We start from the raw sequence: 22,041 nt of genomic DNA, 5'->3' as shown, positions 1-22,041 counted from the left end.
GTATAAAGCGGCAATTTTACATTTAATTGGCTTTAATCACCATCTATTTGAGTGAAAGGAATAGCAATTGGGTGAATTTTTATTACTTTAATATCATGCTTTAGGCTCTTAACCCTTGATTTAGCTATCACATAGCCCGTTAAGCCACCAATGACGGCTGCTAAAATTTGCCAGCCTTCAGCAAGCGAAAAAGCCGCAAATGCGATTAAAGCAAACCCTAAACTAAACAAAAGTGGTAGCATATAAACAGCCATTGCATGTTTGACCAAGTGGCTATCATCGAGTGCCAAGGTTACTTTTTGCCCTACCTGTAGCTCTTTTTCGAATGTATACGGAAAGGTTTTTTTTGCTGTTCCGAACAGCTTAGCAAAGACCTGCGAACCGCAGCGACCATTACAGCCTGCGCAAGCTTGCTTTTGCTCTGCTTCTAAATTCGCTGTCGTGCCTTTAACTGACACGACAGAGAGTGTTTGTTCAATCATAATTTAAAGAGGTCGCGCTACCGACTCTGCTATAGCTTTGGCTGTCATAGCTGGGATATTACCAACAACCGATACATCAAAGCTACCACCATTGTGAACATAGACCGTCGTCGCACCTGATGTTAAAGCACCACTTGCACGTTTACCGGGTAAGGGTCTTTGAATAAAAACAGATACTTCAACAAACCCATCTGAATATAAATAATAGTCAGCAAGTTCATTGTTTAAGTCGAGTTTATGACGGTCTGATTTTAACAGCTTAAAGCCATCAGGGAGCCAGCCAATTTTCCAATCATTCGCTGCGCCGTCGCTATCACTGGCAATATCATTCGTTGAAAGCACAGCAGGAAACTCACGGTTTTGCATTTCAACTAACATCGGCGCAGGTTGCTCTGTAACGCTAATATGAGTTAGTTGTAATTGCTCTAGCATCTCACCTTTGTGATTTACATAGGCTGATTTAAGTAACAACGAAGACTCTGTATCAAGCCAGATCCAATAGTTATATTTGTATTCATCTTTAGATTCGATGCGCACTAACTGTGCAGAACGACCAGCAATACGACCTTTTCCGCCAAGAACAAAGTCATAATGAGCACTTAGTCTATCGATGTCTTTAAAAAGCACTTCGGGAATAGGTCCAGCTATAGAGTCTGTTTTGACTGAATAAGGCTCAGAATGCGGTTCAAAATAAGTAACTTGATCATCAACACGCACCATTTCAAGACCAGCACCGTTAAGCAAACTTAAATGCTCAAGTTCGATATCATTTTGTTTTGCATGTAACCATCGATACGGTTCCATCGCTTGGCCTTTTACAACTACAAACGATGCATCAAAATTGCGAGTATGAACGGCCGTAGCCATATCATGTAACAATGTTTTGGCGGGATTTTCGTCGCTAGCAATGGCAGGGGCCGTTAATACCAGCGACAAAATAAAAGTAAAAACTTTCATTTAATTAGTTTTTTTCCTCTTCTGCATTTTCTGCAGTTTGCGATTCTTCTAGCGAATATGCAACACGCGCTTGACGTTGATGTTCAAGAACTAATGCACCAATACGTTGCTGTTGTAATTCACGTAAACCTTGCTGAGCATTCTCTAACGCAGGTTGCTCAGATGAGTAACTTACCGGAGAAGCCATACCAGTTAACGGTACTGTTTGTAAGGTTGGAATGTCATTTTGTGGTACTTCGGTGTTTTGTGGCAAAGTTTGTACGCCCACAATCGCAAACATAGCAACACTGGCAGCAATTGCCACTTGGGCAAATGGACGACGCCAATTAAATGCTACTACGTTATCTGTGCCTGTTGCCGCCACGATTTCTTCGCTTTTTGGTACCGTTGTTTTATTCGCGAAATCAGCGTATACAGGTTCTTGCTCAAGTGCTTCAGCCACTGCATCTGCAATGTCAAAGTTAAAAGCGTTATTATTTGCCTCAGCACGCATTACATCACCAATCATTGCGTAACGACCAAATGTAGACACATCGTCGTTTGTGATCGCTTGATCAGTTAACTGCTGCTCGCCGTCAAGTAACGCGGATAACTGCTCATTATCCAACTTGTTAACGTCTGCTTTTGTCATACTAAGACTCACCTATTAATGGATTCAATTTATTATCAATCGCCTCACGGGCACGGAAAATACGTGAACGTACCGTTCCCACAGGACAATCCATAACCACGGCTATTTCTTCATAGCTCATACCTTCAATTTCACGAAGGGTAATCGCGGTTTTAAGATCTTCAGGCAAACTATCAATCGTATTAAAAATTACAGCACGTACTTCGTCACTTAATAACAGGTTTTCTGGCGATGCGTTTGAACGCATAGCATCAGCACTGTCATAAAACTCTGCCTCTTCGGCATCAACATCGTTAGCTGGGGGCTTACGGCCCTGAGCAACTAAGTAATTTTTAGCACAATTTACGGCGATACGGTATAACCAAGTATAAAAGGCGCTATCCCCTCTAAAGTTAGGCAATGCACGGTAGGCTTTAATAAAGGCTTCTTGTGCGACATCAGCAACATCACCTTGGTTTGATACATAACGTGAAATCAAACCTGCAATTTTATTCTGATATTTTCTAACTAATAGGTTGAAGGCGTTTTTATCTCCTTGCTGGACCCTTTTAACTAGCGCTAAATCCAAATCCTGCTCGCTCATTCGAGCCGGTACTCCTCTGTTTGATTCTTGCTTGCTATTCATATACTCGCCATTGTTTACACAAACTCTGACTGCACCATGAATATAAAAGTTCAGTTTAAAATGATTTTTTTATAAAATAGCACGCAAATAAATTGAGTCATACCAATCTTATTACACGGAAATCCTAATAACTGCCTAAAAATCAACGGTTATCTATATTAAATTCACAATTCAAAACAGTTAACAATAAACTGTTTATGTGACGATAAAACTAATAAGATTGGTATAACGTATTAAAATGACTAATAGTGTTAAAGCAAATATGGTACATATACGTATACCACATAAAAATTTATTTGCTCAAACTTTTGGCACTACTAGCCGAGCATTGTAACCGCAAAGACCACAGACATGAACCAAAATAAACATCACATTACTGATGTCGCTATCATTGGCAGCGGCGCCGCTGGCCTTTCTCTTGCTTTATCTCTAGCTAATCACTGTAAAGTGACAGTACTTAGTAAAGGAGCGTTAACCGAAGGTTCTACCTTATATGCTCAAGGTGGTATTGCAGCAGTATTTGACAAAAAGAATGACAGCATTGAATCTCATGTTGAAGACACGTTGGATGCAGGTGGCGGGTTATGTGACCGCGACGCAGTCCACTACACCGCTAGCAATGCTAAAAAGTGTTTAAAGTGGCTCATTGAACAAGGCGTGCCTTTTGATATGGAATTTGATTCAAAAGGTAAAGAACGTTTCCATTTAACCCGCGAAGGCGGTCACAGCCATCGTCGCATATTACATGCTGCTGATGCTACAGGTCGTGCAGTACAAACGACCTTAATTAGCCAAGTTCAAGCACACCCTAATATCACCCTATTAGAAAACTACAATGCCATTGATTTAATCACTGATAAAAGCCTAGCTAAAAAAGGCAAACATGTTCATGGCTTATATGTTTGGAACTGTGTCGATAAAAAAGTTGAAACAATTAAAGCAAAGTTCGTTTCACTTGCAACAGGTGGTGCAAGTAAAGTGTACTTATATACCTCTAACCCTGATGTATCCAGTGGTGATGGTATCGCTATGGCATGGCGCGCTGGGTGTCGTGTCGCTAATATGGAGTTTAATCAATTCCACCCAACTAGTTTATATCACCCAGAACTGCAAAACTTTTTAATCACAGAAGCAATGCGAGGTGAGGGAGCTTACTTAAAACGCCCTGACGGCACCCGCTTTATGAAAGATTTTGACGAACGCGGAGAACTTGCTCCTCGCGATATCGTTGCTCGCGCTATCGATTTTGAAATGAAACGCCTTGGCGCGAACTGTGTATACCTTGATATTAGTCATAAAGAAAAAGATTTTATCATTGAGCATTTCCCGACTATCTACGCAAAATGCTTAAGTGTTGGTCTCGACATTACCAAAGAAGCCATTCCGGTAGTACCCGCTGCACACTATACCTGCGGTGGTGTTATGACCGACTTCAATGGCCGCACAGATTTAGACAACCTTTATGCGGTTGGCGAAGTAGCTTACACAGGCTTACATGGTGCTAATCGCATGGCCAGTAACTCACTACTTGAATGTATTGTATTTGCTCATGCTGCCGCAAAGGATATTTTAAGCAAAATAGATTCAAGCCCAGCCCTTGAAGCTTTACCACTATGGGATGAAAGTCGTGTAACTAACTCAGACGAAGAAATTGTTATTACCCATAATTGGCATGAGCTAAGATTATTTATGTGGGATTACGTCGGTATTGTCCGTTCTACAAAACGCTTAGAGCGCGCGCTTCACCGAGTAGAGTTACTACAGCAAGAAATTCATGATTACTACGCTAACTTTAGGGTTACAAATAATTTGTTAGAACTTCGAAACTTAGTGCAGGTCGCAGAGCTTATTATTCGCAGCGCACTTGAGCGCAAAGAAAGCCGTGGCCTTCATTACACTATTGATTATCCTGAGCAAAACGAGAATCCCACACCAACAATTTTAACCCCTAAGACGGTTGCTGCACTGCAATAATCGCACGCTTTAACCGCGAATAACTCATTTCATCAACACTGGCTGCATTAATTATCAGCCAGTGTGATTTATAAAACCCCGCCAGCCTTATCACTACAAAATTAGCAAACACATAACTTTTAGCCATTATCTGGCCTTGAATTTTAAGATTGTCGTTCACGAACCTAAGCTCTGTTTGCTCTAAAATAATAACGCCATTTTCAGGCTGTGCATGTTGGGCTTTTTTAAAACACAGAATGGCTAGAAAAAGACAAGCTAAACACGCCAAAAGCTGAGCGAAAACATGCTGGTAAGCAAAGCATAATATGATGGCTATCAAGCAAAAAAAGACCACAAAGGGTTTGTGGTCTGTGGTGTTATTTGTAACGGTAAATCTATACACGAACTCGGTCTAAAATTAACGCGACCATACCGTTTAGCTCTGGGTCCTTACACTCTTCGTGACCCATAAACCATGCGAATAAATCAGGATCATCGCACTCAAGTAAGCGTTGAAAAACAGCTTGCTGTTCTTTTGATAGTGAGTCAAACGCTTCTTCAACGAATGGCATAAATAAAACATCTAGTTCTAACATACCGCGACGGCATGCCCAACGAATACGTTCTTTACTGTGAATTTCAGTCATTTTAAACCTCGTACTTATTTGTCTGCAGTTTACCAAATTGCTATCGAATAAACAGCTATTTAAATTGCTACCCTAACTAAGTTATCATTAGCGCTCATTCATATCGTAAAGAAGGTTTTTATGTCGACTGTTTACGCATGTCCTTTATCTTATTCACTTATCAGCCTGACAGGCAAAGATAAGTTATCTTACCTTCACGGACAAATCACGCAAGATATCAACAAGTTAAGCAATGATAACTTCCTTTGGGCTGGCCACTGTAATGCAAAAGGCAAGCTTTGGGGTGTGTTTAGGTTGTTTTCTCACCTTGACAGCTATTACCTGGCAGCTTCAAAGCCTGAGGTAGAACAATCTCTAGTCGAGTTAAAAAAATATGCTGTATTTTCGCAAGTAGAAATTCAGCAATCTGAAAAACAGCTAATTGGCTTATTAGGTGATGACCTAACAGCGGCTTTAGAAACCTTAGCAATTACTTTTGATGATGAGCATAGCGCAGTAGATTTTGCTGACGGTAAAGCCCTCAAGCTTGCAAATAACCGCGTATTACTTATGGTCAATGATGAGTTTAGCTTACCTGATAACGTAATAGCGCTTGAAGATGACGCTCCATGGCAACAAGCAGCTATTGCTGCTGGTGAGCCATCATTAAATAGCGATGCTATTGGTGAATACGTACCGCAAATGGTTAACTTGCAAGCGCTCGGTGGTATCAGTTTCAGAAAAGGCTGCTACACAGGGCAAGAAACCGTAGCCCGTATGAAATACCTAGGCAAAAATAAACGTGCTATGTATATCGTGTCAGGCAAAGCTGAAGGCTTACTTGATGAGCTTGAGCTTGAAACACAAATGGGCGAAAACTGGCGCCGTGCCGGCAAGCTTATCAGCCAAAGTTATAATCAACAAACGCAAACCTTAATGGGTCTGGTTGTGCTTCCTAACGATAATGAAGCAGGCCAAATTTTGCGGGCAAAACACCTCCCTCAGGTAGAGTTATCAATTCAAGCTCTGCCTTACTCTCTCGAAGATGAATAAATAGGAATGACTATGATCGTAGCAGCAAACAAAGTGGTAAAAATGCATTATTCAGTATTGGATAATAACAAAAACACCATCGACAACTCTTTCGATGGTGAGCCACTAGTGTTCATCGTTGGCACAGGTTACTTAATTCCAGGCCTCGAAAATGCGCTATTAGGTAAAGAAGCAGGCGACACATTCAGCGTAACCGTTGAACCAGAGCAAGGCTATGGTGAGCGTCACGATGACCTAATGCAAGCAGTACCAAAATCAATGTTTGAAGGTATGGAAATTGAAGTTGGTATGCAGTTCCGCGCTACGACAGATGCTGGCGACCAATCAGTGATGATCATCGAAATTCAAGACGAAGACGTCATTGTAGATGGTAACCACCCTCTTTCAGGTATTACGCTACATTTTGATGTTGAAGTACTTGAAGTACGCGATGCAACTGAAGAAGAGTTAGCACATGGTCATGTGCACGGTGAAGGTGGTTGTGGTCACAGCCATTAAAATATAGACATAAAAAAAGCGCCTATGGCGCTTTTTTTATGTCTATATACTGCTGTCAAATAGCTGATCATTTACTCTGCTTCTGACGTAGCCTCTTTGCTAATTTCTGGTAAAGCTTCAGTAATATGCAATTTAAGTGCAGCAAGTAAACCATCTTGGTCGTTGGTTCCTAAGCGATAGTAAGTACCGTCTTTCATTGCCAGTTCTACAGCACTGAATCCTGATACACTATAAACCCAACCATCATGAGTAATACGAAGGCCTATGCCATGTCGAAATGAGTTACTTACCGCTCGAACAGACTCAATCTCATCAAAAGCTACTGTTTTACCAAATACACCAGGTCCAAATGCCCAGCTTACGGTTTTATCGTTGACCTTGATGGTTAAACCATGGAATAAAAAGGCCACCAGCACCAAAATAGCGCTAAACACCATGAGCGGAATATCTGCACCAATTAAATTCCAAGCTAAGGCGATGAAGCCGCCAATCCAGCCTAATATAACAAAAATAAAAATAGCGTACTGCTTATGTTGATACATAGTGAGGTATTCTCTTAAAAGCTATAAACAAAGGTCGCACTCAGCTCAGAATCGTACTTAAGCTTATCTTCCTCTGGTTTTGAGTTATAGCGATACATATAGGTAAATTTGAGTGAAACATCACCCATGATTTTGCTGATCAATGAGGTTTCTGATTTTAAACGCGAGTTTAACCCTGACAACGATTGCTCATAACTAACGTCTTGATTAAAGCGAGTTCGCGCAGAGACCGTACGCTCCCACTGCAGCGCTAAACGAAGTAGATAACCCGTTTTTGTTTGATCTTCTTCTGTAGCCGTATCTTGATCAGCCACCGAACGATATAAACCAGGGCCAACATCGATATCGACTTTATTCTTACTGCCTTGATAAATGCGATTACCGTAACCAGTCGCTACTGTGCTCTTAAACTCAAGACCACTAAATTTATCTCGCTCGTAGTCACCATAAATGAAAAACGACTCATTTTTCACATTTAACTTATAGTTGCCTTGGCCTGATACAAATATTCGATCAGCTGAGACTTCTTCATCACCGGTTTCTTCATTGCGGTCACGTTTGTATAAAGTATCGAGCTTAAATTGGTTGCGCCATTTTTCAAAATCTTGGTAGAGATTACCTTTGAGTTTGAAACTAGTTGAGTTGGTATTGCCACGACTTACCATAAAGCCAAACTCCATATCTCCATACAGCAACTCGCCTTTATGAATTTTATGAATTTCTTCTTCTGATAATTGTCCGTATTCATGAAAGTCTTCAAACGGATCAACAGCAAAAGCCTGCCAACTGCATACGAGCAGGGCGGGCAAAATAATTCGTTTTATTGAATTAAAACAACTAAAAGTAGAGTCAAACATCGGCTGGAGAGTTATTCGCTATCTTTCCATAGGATGTGGCAAAACGGTGCATCTTTGTCTCGGCTAATTAATATTTTCGCAAATAAAATATCTTGATTGTCGAATTCAAGCCCTACTAAGACTTGCACAAACAGCTCAGGTTCAATTTCTAGTGCAACAAAATCTTGCCACTGCTCGTCAGGCTCACCTTCTTCAATAAAGCCAAGCTCTTCTCTGTGCTCGTTAAAATAAGCAATATCTTGCTCGCTTAAGTTATCAGGCGCTAACTCTAAAAAGATATCATAAGCCTGATGAGTTACTTCTTCTTCACTGTATAAGCGTGGACCAGCCATTCCTTAAACCTCTGCACATGTGTATCGCTTTGAATTCGGCTATGATAACAAACCTCTTTTGAGTTTTACCAAAAAAAAAGCCAGGTTACCCTGACTTTTTTGTAATTTTAAGAATTTTTACTCTGAACTCGCTGTGCCTTTTATTTTTTCACGCATTGATTGCACTAATGTATAAAATAGCGGAACTAACAAGGTGCCAAAGATGGTTGCAGCTAGCATCCCAAATAACACGGTAATACCGAGCGATATACGACTACCTGCCCCTGCGCCACTTGCAAACACCAGCGGTAATACACCAAGCACAAACGAGAGTGCCGTCATTAATACAGCCCTAAAGCGTAATCTTGCAGCGTTAAGAGCCGCTTCAAAAATACTTTTACCTGCCGCGCGCTCTTCCATAGCAAATTCAACAATTAAAATAGCGGTCTTGGTGGATAGACCAATCAGGAGCACTAAACCAACCTGCGCATAGATGTTGTTTTCCATACCAATCACATATAGCGCAAGCATGGCGCCAAATAACGCCAGCGGTACCGCTGCAATTACCGAGAACGGAATTGTCCAACTTTCGTATTGCGCTACTAAGAATAGATAAACAAACACCACCGCTAAGCCAAACAAGATGGGCGCCATATTTCCGGCTTCAATCTCTTGTTTCGATTGCCCAGCCCACTCATAGACATAGCCCGTTGGTAGCTGCTCAGCCAACTCTTGCATTGCTTTAATAGCATCACCACTGGCATAACCCGCTGCTGGCTGTCCGCTAATACTGGCGCTGCGATATAAATTAAAATGGGTCAAACTTGTTGGGCCAAGAATTGGCTCAAGTTTAGCTAAAGTGGTGAGCGGCACCATTGCCCCCTCATCATTTCGTACATAGTAGTACTGCAAGTCTGCAGGGTTTTGACGAAAACGGCTTTCCGCCTGCATGATAACGCGGTAAGTACGGCTAAATTGGTTAAAGTCATTAATGTATAACGACCCTAATTGCGCCTGTAAAGTTAAGAAAATATCACTAAGCGCTACCCCTTGAGCTTTTGCCTTATTACGGTCAATTTCAAGAAAATACTGTGGAACGTTCGCTCTAAATGTACTGTAAACATTAGAAAGCTCTGGACGCTGGTTGGCTTCATAAATCAGGCCATTTAACACTTGTGCAAGCTCAGCAGGTTCACGCCCTTCGCTGTCTTGTAATCTAAACTCAAAGCCAGCACTCGTGCCAAGACCCGGTATTGAAGGGGGATTAAATGCCATGATTTGCGCATCTGGCATAGCCCAAAACTGACCCATTAAACGCGTTAGTACCGCGCGTAATCCAAGCTCCGGACTTGTACGCTCTTCCCAATCTTTGAGCACGACGATACCCAAAGCATTATTAGAACCTGCACCACCTAGTAATGAAAAGCCAGATACCGCAATAAAATCGGTTGCGGCAGGTTCATTTTTCACTATATCACCCAGTTTGTGCATCACTTCTTTAGTACGACCGCTTGCTGCGGCATCAGGTAATTGCACATCAACAAAAAGAAATCCTTGGTCTTCTGCTGGAACAAAGCCCGTAGGAACTGTTTTCACCAACCACCCTGCCGCAGCAAAAATAACCACTGCAAACAGCGCCATTCTTGCTGTGCGTTTTAAGATAAATTGAATAACCTTACTGTAGCCACTGGTCGAGCGAGTAATAATATTTTCGAAAGGCGCTAACCATTTAATCGGCTTCATGGCTTTTTCATTTAACAATAAAGCACACAAAGCTGGGCTTAATGTCAGTGCGTTTAAAGAAGAAATGAGTACCGCAAACGAAATAGTCACCGAGAACTGTTTATAAAGCTCCCCTGTTATTCCGGGCATAAAGCCAACAGGCACAAACACCGCAAGCAATACTAAGGTCGTTGCCACTATCGGCCCCGATACCTGCTCCATCGCTTTTGTGACCGCTTCTTTAATTGGCAATTTTTCTTCTTTAAGTATTCGCTCAACGTTTTCAATTACAATAATGGCATCATCCACAACAATACCTATTGCAAGGACTAAACCGAATAAAGTGATCAAGTTGATGGAGTAATCCATCATCATCATAAACGCGAAAGTCCCCACTAACGATACTGGAATAGCAACCGTTGGAATAAGCGTAGCGCGCCAATTTTGTAAGAATAAAAACACGACTAAAATAACCAAGCCGACCGCTTGAACAAGAGTAATAACCACTTCGTCAATAGAACGATTGATGAACTCTGTTGTGTCGTAAGGGATTGAGTACTCAACACCATCCGGTAGCTGTTTAGCAAGCTCTGCCATACGTGCTTTTACATCAGCAGCAACTTGAGTAGCATTCGCTTCTGTCAGCTGATAAATAACAATAAACGCAGTGTCTTGCTGGTTTAGCTTTGCTGTTGTACTGTAACTTGCTGCACCTAATTCAATACGTGCAATATCGTTTAAGCGTACAAAGTTGCCATCTTTGCTTGAGCGAATAATGGTTTGACCAAATTCTTCAGGGGTTTTTAAGCGCCCTTTAGCTTGAATTGAATATTCAAACTGCTGACTCGGTTCAGAAGGCGCAGCACCAAGCTTACCCGCAGCGACTATGGTATTTTGCTCTTGCAACGCAGCTCGAACCTCTGACACCGTTAATCCAAGTGATGCCATCCGATCAGGGCGTAACCACAAGCGCATAGAATAAGTTTGCTCGCCCATTACTTCAGCAGATGCAACTCCATTAATACGCCCTAATGGCTCTGTTAAATAGTTTGTCGCATAATTACTCAAGAAAATTGCGTCGATATTTTCTTGGTTCGAATATAAGTTAATACCCAGTAGCATCGAGCTCGATTTTTTCTTAACCGACACACCTTGGCGTTTCACCTCTTCAGGTAAGCCTGCTTCAGCGAGTGCGACACGGTTTTGTACGTTAACTTGGGCTATATCTGTGTCTGTTCCGACCTTAAAGTACACGGTTATATTAGCCGTACCGTTATTAGAAGATGTTGATTCGATATACATCATATCTTCAACACCATTAACCTGCTCTTCTATGGGCCTGATCACCGACTCTTCAACTATTTGTGCACTTGCACCTGGGTAACTGGCACTAATTTGAACTTGCGGAGGTGTAATTTGCGGGTACATATTCACTGGCAACAATGCCATTGAAATTAAACCCGCAATAGTAATAACAATCGATATTACCAAGGCAAACTTTGGGCGAGATATAAAAGTTTTACTGATCATATCTCAATCCTAAGAGTTAGCTTTGCTAGAAATAGTGCCAGTTGTCTCATCGACGTTTTTTTCAACCGCTTTCACTTCAGCACCTTGGCGAACTTTTTGTAAACCTTCGATTATGACTTTTTCACCAGCTTCTAAGCCTGACTCAACCACCCACATAGCATTAATGCGACGACCAAGTTTGACGATACGCATAGCAACTTTATTTTCATCATCAACAACAAGTACAAACTTACCTTGCTGGTTTTCTTGTACCGCTACTTGTGGAATTAATGCCAGCTCCTGTTTATTGGTACTTTCAACGATTAAGGTAACAAATAAGCCAGGCATAACTATGCCATCAGGGTTATCAAATTCAGCTCTAAGCTCAACCGTACCTGTGTTTCGATTAATTTTAGTATCTGCGAAATCCAGTACACCTTTGTCAGGAAATGTCGAGTTATTCGGTAAACGCAAAGTTAAGTCAATGGGCACATCACGAGGGTCTTTATCTGAAGGTGCTTGATGTTGCTGGCGATAAGAGATGTAATCTGCTTCTTCAACCTGAAAGCTCACGTAAATTGGGTCAACATCGGTAAGCTCTGCGAGTTCATTTGATGATGGACCAACAATATTGCCAACATCATAATTTACTTTACCAATACGCCCTGCAAACGGTGCACGAATATCTGTATAACTTAAATTAAGCTTTGCTTTTTCAAGCTCTGCCTCAGCCGCTTTTACAGCTGCAGCCGTTTGCTCAAAGTTAGTAGTGAGTTTATCGAGGTCTGATTGTGAAATAAAACCTTGTGCGGCCACATCTCTTCCGCGCTTTAAATCACGTTCAGCAGCATCCGCTGCAGCAATTTTACTTTTCAGGTCAGCTTCAACTTCTGCGACCGTTGAGCGATATTCAGATGGGTCAATCCTTAGTAAAAGCTGATCTTTTTCAACAGACGAGCCTTCATTAAAGTGACGTTCTATTAATTCCCCCTCAACTCGGGCTCTAATTGCGACCTCTTGGAATGCTTCAGTACGCGCAACAAATTCTCGGTAATTACCAACTTCTTGTGTGACGACATTAAATACTGATACGGCCGGTGGCGGCGTAGCTTGTTGTTGTGCTTTATCATCTGAACAGCCAACCATTGTGGTTGTTAAAGCTACTGAAAAAGCAGCAAAAGCCAAAGAACGAGATGATTGTTTAGTTATGCGAGCTGTGTTGCGCATCAGCATATTTTTACTCCTTGTAGCGCGACTTAAAGCTAAGTCTAGTCGTGTCATGGGATTTTGTGAAAGTATCTAACTATTCACAAAACCAAACTAGCTATGAACTAGCATCTTTGTTTTAAAAATATACATCAATTTGTAACTAAATATATGACAAGGTTACCCATTTTTGGAAAATATAGTGATTCCTTGCGACACATCAGCAATTCTTTACTTAGTTGTAATTAACTCGTAAGCTCTAGCAAACAGGTCAGAGGAGTTACCATGATAAAACTAGAAATAAAACAACAAGTCGCATGGGTTAGCCTTGTTCGTCCCGAGAAACAAAATGCACTAAGTTTTGCTATGTTTGTTGAGCTTTCAAACGTAATAAAAAAAATTAAACGCGATCGCAATTTACGCGCTGTCGTTATATCTGGCGAAGGTGGACACTTTTGCTCTGGGCTAGATGTTGCTGCGGTGATGAAAAAGCCGAGTAATATCGTCAAACTCTTATTCAAATGGTTACCAGGAAACCAAAACCTAGCGCAGAAAGTCGTGTTAGGTTGGCAAGATTTAAGTATTCCAGTGATTGCTAAAATTAACGGACATTGCTTTGGTGGCGGCATGCAAATCGCACTCGGTGCTGATTACCGCATCGTCGATAAAAATGCCAAATTAGCCATCATGGAAGCGCGTTGGGGCCTTTGCCCAGATATGGGGGCTAACGTGGTACTTGCTGGCTTGATGAAACGCGACCAAGCTCTTTGGTTGGCAAGTCATGCAGGCCCTATCTCGGCTGAAGACGCAAAAGAATATGGCTTAGTTACGCAACTAACTGATGACATTGATAAACAAACAGACGCTGTACTCGAAACACTGATGGCCCGCTCGCCGGATACCCTTGCTGCAATTAAACGAATTACTCAGCAAAGCTATCGCTCACAGCAGCGCAAAATTCTCGCTAAAGAAACATGGAGTCAAATTCGTTTACTGATGAACCCTAATACCAAAAAGGCTATTGCGAAGGCGAAAGGCGCTGAAGACATCAAATTTAATAATGCAAAATCATGGTAAGCTAAAGTCGCATAGTACAACTGACAAGGGTATGATGTAGTTGTACTTTATTCGCAATCATCCTGACTCATGAAATACCTCATCAGTAGTATCATTATTCTTGGCTGTTTAGCCGTTGCTAAATATTTGACGGCTTTGCTTGAAAGCTCTTTCCCTGCCCCATTGCTAGGTATGGTGTTACTGCTTGTATTACTGTTAACGGGCCTAGTGAAAGAACAACACTTAAAACCGACAGCCAGCCCTTTACTTAATTATATGCCGTTATTTTTCATCCCAGCTGGGGTTGGCATTATTGAGCACCTAGGTTTAATTACACAGAATTGGCCTTTATTACTGACTATTTTTTTTGTAGTGCCACTGACCAGTGTTTTACTAATAGGCTCTGTTATTGCTTACTTTAAAGGACGTGAAAATGACAGTTAGTTTATGGTGGCTAAGCGTTCCTTTTATTATTGCTCTTTTCTTAGTGTTACGCTTTTTGAACTCTAAAGCACACCATGCCATTCCCAAAGCACTTAGCAACCCTGTGTGCTGGGCAATTGTCTTAATTGCGGCGCTGTTAGTGATATTTAAACTCCCTTATGCACCTTTTGCCGAACACAGTAAAATTTTAAGTTGGTTACTTGAGCCTGCGATTGTGGCTTTAGCTTTACCGCTTTATCAGCAATTTATACATGTAAAAAAGAACCTACTATTAATTCTTATAAGTTGTAGTTTAGGGGTATTCAATGCGACGCTGGTAGCATCGCTAATATGCTATATTTTTGACGCACCCACGCAGTTAAGTGCATCACTTGCCAGCTTGTCAGTAACGACACCGATCACTTTATTAGTGACAGAATCACTGGGGGGCATTCCCTCTTTGGCCGCAGCAATGGTGATCTTTATTGGCGTATTAGGGGCTATTTTTGGTAATTTGATTTTCTCGCTGATAAATATTCGCAACGCTCAAGCAAAAGGCGTTGCCATTGGCACTGCATGTCACGCCATTGGTACAGCGTCATTGATTGCTGATCAGCCAAAAGCTGGCGCCTTTGCCTCTGTAGCTATGGCATTAAGCGCACTACTAAGCGCTATTATAGTGCCAATACTCTATCCTGTTATTCAGCATATTCTGGTATAGTCAACGCTCGCAGTAACCTTGTTAGGAAAACACATGATTGACTCAGAAATACAACAAGTCGAAAAATACTACAATCTGATAATGGAATATTTAGTCACCTATAGCATGCAAATTGTAGGTGCCATCTTAATTCTATTTTTTGGCTTATGGATTGCGCAAAAAGTATCGAATATGGTGGCTGGCCTCATGCAGCGTCATAATATCGATATCACCCTCACCAACTTTGTCAGTAATGTCATAAAAGTATTGCTGATCATCATGTTCTTAGTTATTGCCCTTGGTAAAATAGGCATTAGCGTCACGCCTTTTGTGGCAGCGATTGGTGCCGCATCATTAGGTGCAGGTTTAGCAATGCAAGGCATGCTCTCAAACTACGGCGCTGGTCTTGCGATCATTGCAACAAGGCCATTTGTCGTTGGCGATACTATCGAAGTGAAAGGAGTAAGCGGACAAGTTAAAACCATTGAGCTTGGCCACACGATTCTTATTAACGAAGAAAAAGTCGAAATCACCATTCCTAACAAACATATTGTTGGCGAGATTTTACATAACTCGTTTAGCTATTCACTAGTCAAAGGCGAAATAGACATAGCTTATGATGCAAATGCTGACCTAGCTATTGAGCTTATCGAAAAAGTCTTAAACGATCATGAGCTAGTTAGTGACTCTCCTCACGCACAAGTAGGTATTGAGCGCTTTGCACAAAGCGGTGTTACCTTGAGCTATCGCTTTTGGGTGCCAACCACCAAAATTATAGAGACTAAATTAGCGGTTAACCGCAATGTATTTAAAGCAATTCAGGGGGCGGATATCGAAATTCCTTTCCCACAACGGATTGTTACCCTGAATCAAAATTCCGAAAAAGGCGCTTAATAGCCTTTTTACTAGTTCGACGACAGTGATTGTGTTTGTTTAAAACATTGTAGTACAATTTAAATGATAACAATTACTATCATCAATTAACGTCGAGCTATTTTTACCATGAGTAAACGTCTTTGGTTCCAACTACATGGTTGGTTTTCGCTCCCTTTGTGGGTGCTATTTTGCTTTATCTGTATCACAGGTACTGTGTCTGTGATAAGCCATGAGCTTACTTGGCTCACTAACAGTGAAGCACGTGCAAACAACCCAAATGACTTACCAGCACTAGGTGTTGATCAAGTTATTAGTAGCGTTGAAAAAGCCTACCCTACAGCTGATGTGATGAGTGTTCTCACTTATGAGCCTTATCTGGTGAATGCTGTTATTTTCACCGATACTGACAAACCTTATGCTGTGGCCTACGTCAATCAATATACAGGCGAAGTACAAGCTGTTAATGACACGATCTCTTTTATTGAATTTATGCGTACCCTACACGGCTGGCTATTCTTCCCTTGGCAAGAAGGTTACAGCGTAGGTTACTACCTAGTCAGCGCCATGGCTTTTGTCATTTTAGGTGCGCTAGTAACAGGCTTAGTGATTTATAAAAACTTTTGGCGCGCATTTAGTCAGCCAAAACTACGTTTTAACCAAGGTAAAAAAACCTTTCTAAAAGATTTACATACCCTAAGTGGCGTTTGGTCAATTTGGTTTATGGCTGTGATGGCTTTGACTGGCCTGTGGTATTTAGTACAAGCCATCATGTGGCATAACGAAATAGACATAGAAGAGCACGCACCGCTAGTGGCTGTGTCAGTCTTACCTGCAGATAAACAAACACCGCCTACAGACTTAAAAGCGGCATTAGCGATTACCAAAGAGAAATACCCAGATTTCAAAGCAAGCTATGTGATGCTCCCTGAGCATAACCGTGGCATGTTTAACATCATGGGAAGTGGCGATACTATTTTCTATGATAACTACGCCTACTCAACATCAGTCAATCCATGGACTGGTGAAATTGCAGTAAGCAAAAGCCCTGAGACGATGAACGCTTTACAAACCCTGTCGCATATCGCTGATCCACTGCATTACGGTAATATTGGCGGTCTTTGGACAAAAGTTATTTGGTTTATTTTTGGTTTAATTTTAAGTGGAATGTCAATCACAGGTTTTATGATGTATGCCGCTAAATTAGTTAATAGCAAACCGGTAAAAGCGCGCCAAGCTGCGCCAGTAAATAATGTTCAGGAGGCAAACTAATGGCTCGTTTACAAGCAACTTGGTGGCAACGTAAAAAGTACATTTTGCATGCTGTAATACTAGCTTTGCCTGTATGGTTTATTTATCAATCATTAAATCCCCAGTTTCCTGCTCTTTGGCAAGAGCAACAAGCGGGTGAATTTAAAATCGCGCCGATGCCGCTCAATGAAGATGCTCCTTACTCACACCACAATGAATACGTAAAAGATTTTTTTATTGCTTTTAATCAAGGTGACATCAGCAATATCCGTCAGGCTTACCTAAATATTGGTAAAGCGCCTTTGTCACTGACTGAGTTTGCCAAAGATGAAGAAGGCATAATGCATGGTACAAATCATGGTCAGCATGCCCATGCTATTGCCCCAAAAACCATCTCAGCAGACGATAAACTGTGGATCACCATTCAAACTTGGCAAGGTCAACTACATACCCTGAAATGGGATATTCCCAGTCAGTTTATTACTCAATAACATCCGAAAAGCCACTCACTGAGTGGTTTTTTTGTATCTCTTTAAAACACTTTCGCCCCCTCTAAAACAGTTGAAAGTAAATTTTTTGTTAATTATTCCCACCAAAACCTTTACAAAGGTAATAATATAATAAAGTATTATAAACAGTTTTAATCTGCACCACTGCTATTAATTGATTGGTGTTGATCAAAACTCATCCAAGGAGCAGAACACACAAGGAAAGCTCAATAACAATGATTTGGAGACACAATGATACTTTCAAAAAAAGCGCTCGCTGCGCTTAGCTTTGCATCAACACTGATACTTCCCTGTGCCTATGCGATTGATAATGGCGTATACACGATTAAATCAAAGTACAGTGCTAAGTTTGTTGAAGTTGCCAGCGCACAAACCAATGATGGTGCGAATGTCAGTCAATGGGCTAACACTAATCACGATACTCAGCGCTGGTTAATTACCAACATAGGTGGCAGCAACTATTCGGTTATTAATCTAAATAGTGGTAAAGCCCTCGAAGTGTTTGACTTCTCAACTGCCGATGGTGGCAATGTTGTGCAATATGAATACGCTAATCTTGCCAGTCAACATTGGCAAATTAATGATGAAGGTAGCGGCTACTACAGCTTCATAAATGATCACAGTGGTAAAGCACTCGACTTATATGCTTTTGATGGCAACGATGGAGCGAATATTAGCCAGTGGAGCTACAACGGCAGCGATGCGCAGCAATGGCAACTAACCAAGCTTGCTAATGTTGAATCAACACCATTTGATCCATCAACGACAAATGGCACTGCAGATCACTGGCCACTTACAGGTAATTTAGTCACCCACGATCCAACCCTTGGCTATGAAAATGGCACCTGGTGGGTTTTTCAAACGGGCCCAGGTATCTACGGTAAGTATTCAAGCAACGGTGTAGATTGGAATGATGCGCAACCGATTTTCTCAAATGGTTTAAGCTGGTGGAGTAACTACGTGCCAGATCATGATGGAATTGATGTCTGGGCGCCTGAATTAAAAAGCTACAATGGCCGCAGCTGGCTTTATTATTCTATTTCGACCTTTGGTTCACGTGTTAGTGCTATTGGCCTTACTTCTGCAAGTAGTGTGGCAACAGGTGATTGGCGTGATGATGGTTTAGTAATCAATACCACCAATAGCAATAATTACAACGCCATCGACCCAGATCTTGTAGTGGCAAAAGATGGTGCACCTTGGCTTGCCTTTGGCTCATGGAATTCGGGCATTAAACTCACACGTATTAACCCGATGACCATGAAACCATTTGGCCAAATCTATTCGTTAGCTAGTCGCTCAGGTGGGATCGAAGCACCTACCATAGTGTATCGCCAGGGCTACTACTATTTGTTTGTTTCGGTTGGCAAATGCTGTGATGGTACCAATAGTACATACCGCATTGCTTACGGTCGCTCTACTGACATTCGTGGTCCATATCTAGATAAAAATGGCATCAACATGTTAGCCAGCGGCGGCAGCATTCTTGATGCGGGTAATAGCCAATGGGTAGGCCCAGGAGGACAAGACATTTTAAATACCGATGTGATTGTTCGTCATGCCTATGATGCAGGTGATAATGGCACGCCAAAATTGCTCATAAGCACCATTAATTGGGATGCTAATGGCTGGCCTAAATACTAGTTCTCCCCATTAAGCGCGTGCAAGCGCGCTTTTTATAATCTATCTAATATACTGCGAATAAAGTCAGAGTTGAGTATCTGAGTTACTGCCCCACTACACCATAAGTAGGCGCGTTGTATGGGATAACCTTTAAAAATCCAACGCTTACGAACATGATTAAAGTCGTGTAAATAATCAGCCTTCGTTTGTGGTAATGAATCATTGGCTAACTTCTGCCACGCTTTATAAACCCCACTCATATCAGCACCACGCATAAAACGCTGTAACCAACGCGGAAAGCGTGCAAAGCGAATCGCTGACTGAAAATCAATAATGTAAGGCTTACCGTCTTTTGAACAAATCACATTTCCCAAATTACGTAAATCCAGATGCACCACGCCGCGGCGGTGCATTTTTGCAACTAAACGCTCAAACTCTTTAAAGAAATCACTCGGTAAATGCTGCTGTTGCAAGGCAAGCTGGCGAAGTGGCGTGCCTTCTATAAAATCGTAAACAATAGCAATAGATGACAAACGACAAAAGTTATCGACCACTCCGTCTAAGTCTTGCAGGCGTGCCAGCCCCTTGTACTCCTGATTAATAAAAAGCGGCGCGATAGTTTTTCTCACCCACCATGGGCTGTGCTGAAAGTCTTTAATAATTAAATCAAATTTCGCATCTTTGTAACGATAAACAATGGCATTAGCAAAGCGGCCTGTATGAACAACCGACAAACCTTCTGGGCTAAATTGATGAGCTGGAAATTGCGCGTGAAGCTGCACGAGCAAAGATGATTCAAACATAACAACCCGGACTTGTTAAAATTAAATGCCTAGGCAACTATATTATCAAAATGCTCTAACAGCGACAATGTACCGCTTAGAGAAATTTATGCTTTTAAATTATGAATTGCTCTAAACAGCAAGCTTGCGAGTTGCTTTTGCTCATCATCAGAGAAGCCTGTAAGTGCTTTGCGATAGATATCATTTACGGTTGGTAAAATTTCAGGATAGAGTTGTTGGCCCTTTTTCGTGAGGCATAAAAGAGTTGAACGGCGATCTTCAACTGACTGCTTTTTAGCAACCAAGCCCTTGTCTTCTAAACGAGAAAGTAACCGACTCATAGCGCCACGGTCATACATCATGTGCTCACAAAGCTCAGCCAAGGTATTTACCTTACCACGCGCAAGTAGCACAACCACAATATATTGGGCCGACGTTAGCTCTTTATCCTCTAAAGCATCATCAAGGTGAGTAACGAGGTTTGAACGTAAATAAGAGACTAAGCGACCTAAGTCTTGCACGGGATCTAAATCTTCAATACAGCACTGACCAATTGATGCAGGTTCTTTCATATTTCCTCTAAAACGATTAATAGCAATTCATAGACAGTTAAGCGGCAAAATAATTCAATCCTATTAGATTGCTTCTACGACTATGAATAGTGTAGCGTGAGTAAGCGTAAAAACTGTCGGGGGGCGTTATGCTAACTAAGCAACATCTTATCAAGTATTTATCTCTTTCAATACTGCTACTTTTTTGTTGGCTAGAGCATTATAACCATTTCATCATGCGCTTTATCGACAGCGCCCTTGTGCAATCAACACTTGTCTATGCTTCATCTCGAACAGTCAATGCTGCTATATCGCTGTTGCAATCAGCCGAAGTGGGCATTGGTATTGCCAGTATTCAACCTGCACAGCTTCTTGACCCAGTAAATGACTTAGCAGAATACATGTCGGATGCCATGCGCCTTGCAATAGGCTCGTTATTCTTACAGCGCATTTTATACACCATTTCTTCTGGAGTTATTTTTAGCGGTGTATTTACAGTTTCAGTTGTCGCTTACTTTATTTGTGAATGGCGTAATTATTTGCCTAACGTACGTCATAAGATTATGGCAAGCTTGATTTTAATTCGCTTTTTAGTACCTGCGGTGGTGCTTACAACAGGCCTCGTTAGCCAGATATTCTTAGATGAGCAAATAAACCAGCAAAGTGAAATTGTGAGCGAAAAAGTAGAGACTGTTAATAGCAGTGCAAATAATGCCTCTGCCCTATCGGCTAAGCTAAAAGCTGAGGTCGATAGTGAAAAACAAACTATCTTCGACAAGTTATCGCTATTAAATGAGCAGCAAATTAAAAACCACCAGCGAGCCACTGAGCTCAAAGGTGATTTGGCAGAGATCGAAACACAAATAGAAGCGATTCAAGCAACCCGCAGCTTGTCTGAAAGACTCACTTTTACTGAGCTTGAACAAGCCAAGCCACTACTTGATAAAAAGCAGCAATTAACAAAGCAATTTAATGCTGTACTCGCGCAACAAAGAGCGCTTAACCTAGACAAAGACGCCTTAAACGAACAATTAGAAAACCTTAACGCATCACTCAATCAAAACCAATCGTCACAGGTGAGTAAAATTATTGATACCGTTACCTCTGGCATTAGCAACATGGTGGCTGCCGTCGAAGACTTATTTATCGACTTTTTGAATATCTTGTCACTGCTGATTTTAAAGCTGTTGCTAATGCCGCTAATATTTTTATTCCTATTTAACAAAGCCTTTAAGGCTATTTGGCAGCGCCGCTTTATGGATGTACTAATGCAAACAAAGCAATTGGCTGTTAATCGCTGA

The 22,041-nt window shown here is 41.5% G+C and carries 24 protein-coding genes; 11 read left to right on the top strand and 13 right to left on the bottom strand.

The window, feature by feature from the left end; genetic code table 11:
* Positions 1-32: 32 nt before the first annotated feature.
* Genes J8Z25_RS04765 through rpoE form a run of 4 tightly spaced genes read right to left on the bottom strand, consistent with a single transcriptional unit; the run spans position 33 to position 2,653 of the window.
* Entirely contained in the window at positions 33-482 is a 450-nt protein-coding gene (locus J8Z25_RS04765; RefSeq protein ID WP_250661749.1) for a SoxR reducing system RseC family protein, read from the bottom strand.
* 3 nt (positions 483-485) lie between these two features.
* On the bottom strand, positions 486-1,439 hold the full coding sequence (locus J8Z25_RS04760) for a MucB/RseB C-terminal domain-containing protein (RefSeq protein ID WP_130052141.1): 954 nt from the start codon (positions 1,437-1,439) through the stop codon (positions 486-488).
* A gap of 4 nt (positions 1,440-1,443) precedes the next feature.
* The gene (locus J8Z25_RS04755; protein ID WP_130052142.1) at positions 1,444-2,070 is read right to left on the bottom strand and encodes a sigma-E factor negative regulatory protein; all 627 of its coding nucleotides are present in this window, start codon (positions 2,068-2,070) and stop codon (positions 1,444-1,446) included.
* Position 2,071: 1 nt separating this feature from the next.
* Complete coding sequence (gene rpoE, locus J8Z25_RS04750; protein ID WP_036969086.1) at positions 2,072-2,653, bottom strand: RNA polymerase sigma factor RpoE; 582 nt, start codon at positions 2,651-2,653, stop codon at positions 2,072-2,074.
* 393 nt (positions 2,654-3,046) lie between these two features.
* On the opposite strand from rpoE, the gene nadB reads away from it, so the two are divergent.
* Entirely contained in the window at positions 3,047-4,669 is a 1,623-nt protein-coding gene (nadB, locus tag J8Z25_RS04745; protein WP_130052143.1) for an L-aspartate oxidase, read from the top strand.
* Here nadB and J8Z25_RS20875 read toward each other — a convergent pair.
* Positions 4,644-4,796, bottom strand: a complete 153-nt coding sequence (locus J8Z25_RS20875; RefSeq protein WP_250661748.1) for a hypothetical protein — start codon at positions 4,794-4,796, stop codon at positions 4,644-4,646. The two genes, nadB and J8Z25_RS20875, sit on opposite strands and share 26 nt — an antisense overlap.
* Before the next feature lie 247 nt (positions 4,797-5,043).
* Positions 5,044-5,295: an FAD assembly factor SdhE gene (locus J8Z25_RS04735; protein ID WP_054562257.1), complete on the bottom strand. Its 252-nt coding sequence runs from the start codon at positions 5,293-5,295 to the stop codon at positions 5,044-5,046.
* 120 nt (positions 5,296-5,415) lie between these two features.
* On the opposite strand from J8Z25_RS04735, the gene ygfZ reads away from it, so the two are divergent.
* Together ygfZ and J8Z25_RS04725 are read left to right on the top strand one after the other, a co-directional pair.
* Complete coding sequence (gene ygfZ / locus J8Z25_RS04730) at positions 5,416-6,327, top strand: tRNA-modifying protein YgfZ (protein ID WP_250661747.1); 912 nt, start codon at positions 5,416-5,418, stop codon at positions 6,325-6,327.
* Positions 6,328-6,339: 12 nt separating this feature from the next.
* Positions 6,340-6,825, top strand: coding sequence for an FKBP-type peptidyl-prolyl cis-trans isomerase (locus tag J8Z25_RS04725; RefSeq protein WP_130052146.1), 486 nt, complete (start codon positions 6,340-6,342; stop codon positions 6,823-6,825).
* Between the two features lie 71 nt (positions 6,826-6,896).
* Here the strand turns inward: J8Z25_RS04725 and J8Z25_RS04720 are convergent, their stop codons facing one another.
* The 5 genes from J8Z25_RS04720 to J8Z25_RS04700 form a co-directional block, all read right to left on the bottom strand.
* On the bottom strand, positions 6,897-7,367 hold the full coding sequence (locus J8Z25_RS04720) for a hypothetical protein (protein WP_250661746.1): 471 nt from the start codon (positions 7,365-7,367) through the stop codon (positions 6,897-6,899).
* Between the two features lie 14 nt (positions 7,368-7,381).
* Positions 7,382-8,176, bottom strand: a complete 795-nt coding sequence (locus J8Z25_RS04715; RefSeq protein WP_372799659.1) for a DUF481 domain-containing protein — start codon at positions 8,174-8,176, stop codon at positions 7,382-7,384.
* A gap of 59 nt (positions 8,177-8,235) precedes the next feature.
* Positions 8,236-8,556, bottom strand: coding sequence for an HI1450 family dsDNA-mimic protein (locus tag J8Z25_RS04710; RefSeq protein WP_130052148.1), 321 nt, complete (start codon positions 8,554-8,556; stop codon positions 8,236-8,238).
* Between the two features lie 117 nt (positions 8,557-8,673).
* A complete protein-coding gene (locus tag J8Z25_RS04705; protein WP_130052149.1) occupies positions 8,674-11,787 on the bottom strand; it encodes an efflux RND transporter permease subunit in 3,114 nt (1,037 codons plus the stop codon).
* A gap of 9 nt (positions 11,788-11,796) precedes the next feature.
* The gene (locus J8Z25_RS04700; RefSeq protein ID WP_239977317.1) at positions 11,797-12,999 is read right to left on the bottom strand and encodes an efflux RND transporter periplasmic adaptor subunit; all 1,203 of its coding nucleotides are present in this window, start codon (positions 12,997-12,999) and stop codon (positions 11,797-11,799) included.
* A 258-nt stretch (positions 13,000-13,257) separates the two neighbouring features.
* On the opposite strand from J8Z25_RS04700, the gene J8Z25_RS04695 reads away from it, so the two are divergent.
* From J8Z25_RS04695 to J8Z25_RS04665, 7 genes are all read left to right on the top strand, one after another.
* Positions 13,258-14,049 carry a crotonase/enoyl-CoA hydratase family protein gene (locus J8Z25_RS04695; protein ID WP_130052150.1) on the top strand — a complete coding sequence of 264 codons (792 nt, stop codon included), beginning with the start codon at positions 13,258-13,260 and terminating at the stop codon, positions 14,047-14,049.
* Between the two features lie 69 nt (positions 14,050-14,118).
* Positions 14,119-14,472 carry a CidA/LrgA family protein gene (locus J8Z25_RS04690; protein WP_130052151.1) on the top strand — a complete coding sequence of 118 codons (354 nt, stop codon included), beginning with the start codon at positions 14,119-14,121 and terminating at the stop codon, positions 14,470-14,472.
* A complete protein-coding gene (locus tag J8Z25_RS04685; protein ID WP_167657887.1) occupies positions 14,462-15,172 on the top strand; it encodes an LrgB family protein in 711 nt (236 codons plus the stop codon). The genes J8Z25_RS04690 and J8Z25_RS04685 overlap by 11 nt, the downstream gene beginning before the upstream one ends.
* A 33-nt stretch (positions 15,173-15,205) precedes the next feature.
* Positions 15,206-16,045, top strand: coding sequence for a mechanosensitive ion channel family protein (locus J8Z25_RS04680; RefSeq protein WP_130052153.1), 840 nt, complete (start codon positions 15,206-15,208; stop codon positions 16,043-16,045).
* A gap of 99 nt (positions 16,046-16,144) precedes the next feature.
* Positions 16,145-17,296: a PepSY-associated TM helix domain-containing protein gene (locus J8Z25_RS04675; protein ID WP_250662014.1), complete on the top strand. Its 1,152-nt coding sequence runs from the start codon at positions 16,145-16,147 to the stop codon at positions 17,294-17,296.
* On the top strand, positions 17,296-17,766 hold the full coding sequence (locus J8Z25_RS04670) for a PA2404 family protein (protein ID WP_130052155.1): 471 nt from the start codon (positions 17,296-17,298) through the stop codon (positions 17,764-17,766). The genes J8Z25_RS04675 and J8Z25_RS04670 overlap by 1 nt, the downstream gene beginning before the upstream one ends.
* 249 nt (positions 17,767-18,015) lie before the next feature.
* Entirely contained in the window at positions 18,016-19,428 is a 1,413-nt protein-coding gene (locus tag J8Z25_RS04665; RefSeq protein ID WP_250661745.1) for a family 43 glycosylhydrolase, read from the top strand.
* 32 nt (positions 19,429-19,460) lie between these two features.
* Here J8Z25_RS04665 and J8Z25_RS04660 read toward each other — a convergent pair whose 3' ends face one another.
* The gene (locus tag J8Z25_RS04660; RefSeq protein WP_250661744.1) at positions 19,461-20,210 is read right to left on the bottom strand and encodes an RIO1 family regulatory kinase/ATPase domain-containing protein; all 750 of its coding nucleotides are present in this window, start codon (positions 20,208-20,210) and stop codon (positions 19,461-19,463) included.
* Between the two features lie 86 nt (positions 20,211-20,296).
* A complete protein-coding gene (locus J8Z25_RS04655; RefSeq protein WP_130052158.1) occupies positions 20,297-20,761 on the bottom strand; it encodes a MarR family winged helix-turn-helix transcriptional regulator in 465 nt (154 codons plus the stop codon).
* Between the two features lie 128 nt (positions 20,762-20,889).
* On the opposite strand from J8Z25_RS04655, the gene J8Z25_RS04650 reads away from it, so the two are divergent.
* The gene (locus J8Z25_RS04650) at positions 20,890-22,041 is read left to right on the top strand and encodes a hypothetical protein (protein WP_167657883.1); all 1,152 of its coding nucleotides are present in this window, start codon (positions 20,890-20,892) and stop codon (positions 22,039-22,041) included.

It is taken from the genome of Pseudoalteromonas sp. SCSIO 43101 (genome assembly GCF_023650775.1).
Taxonomy (GTDB): Bacteria; Pseudomonadota; Gammaproteobacteria; order Enterobacterales; family Alteromonadaceae; genus Pseudoalteromonas; species Pseudoalteromonas apostichopi.
Note: the sequence above shows the minus strand (reverse complement) of the source record. Positions and strands in the feature narration are given on the sequence as shown.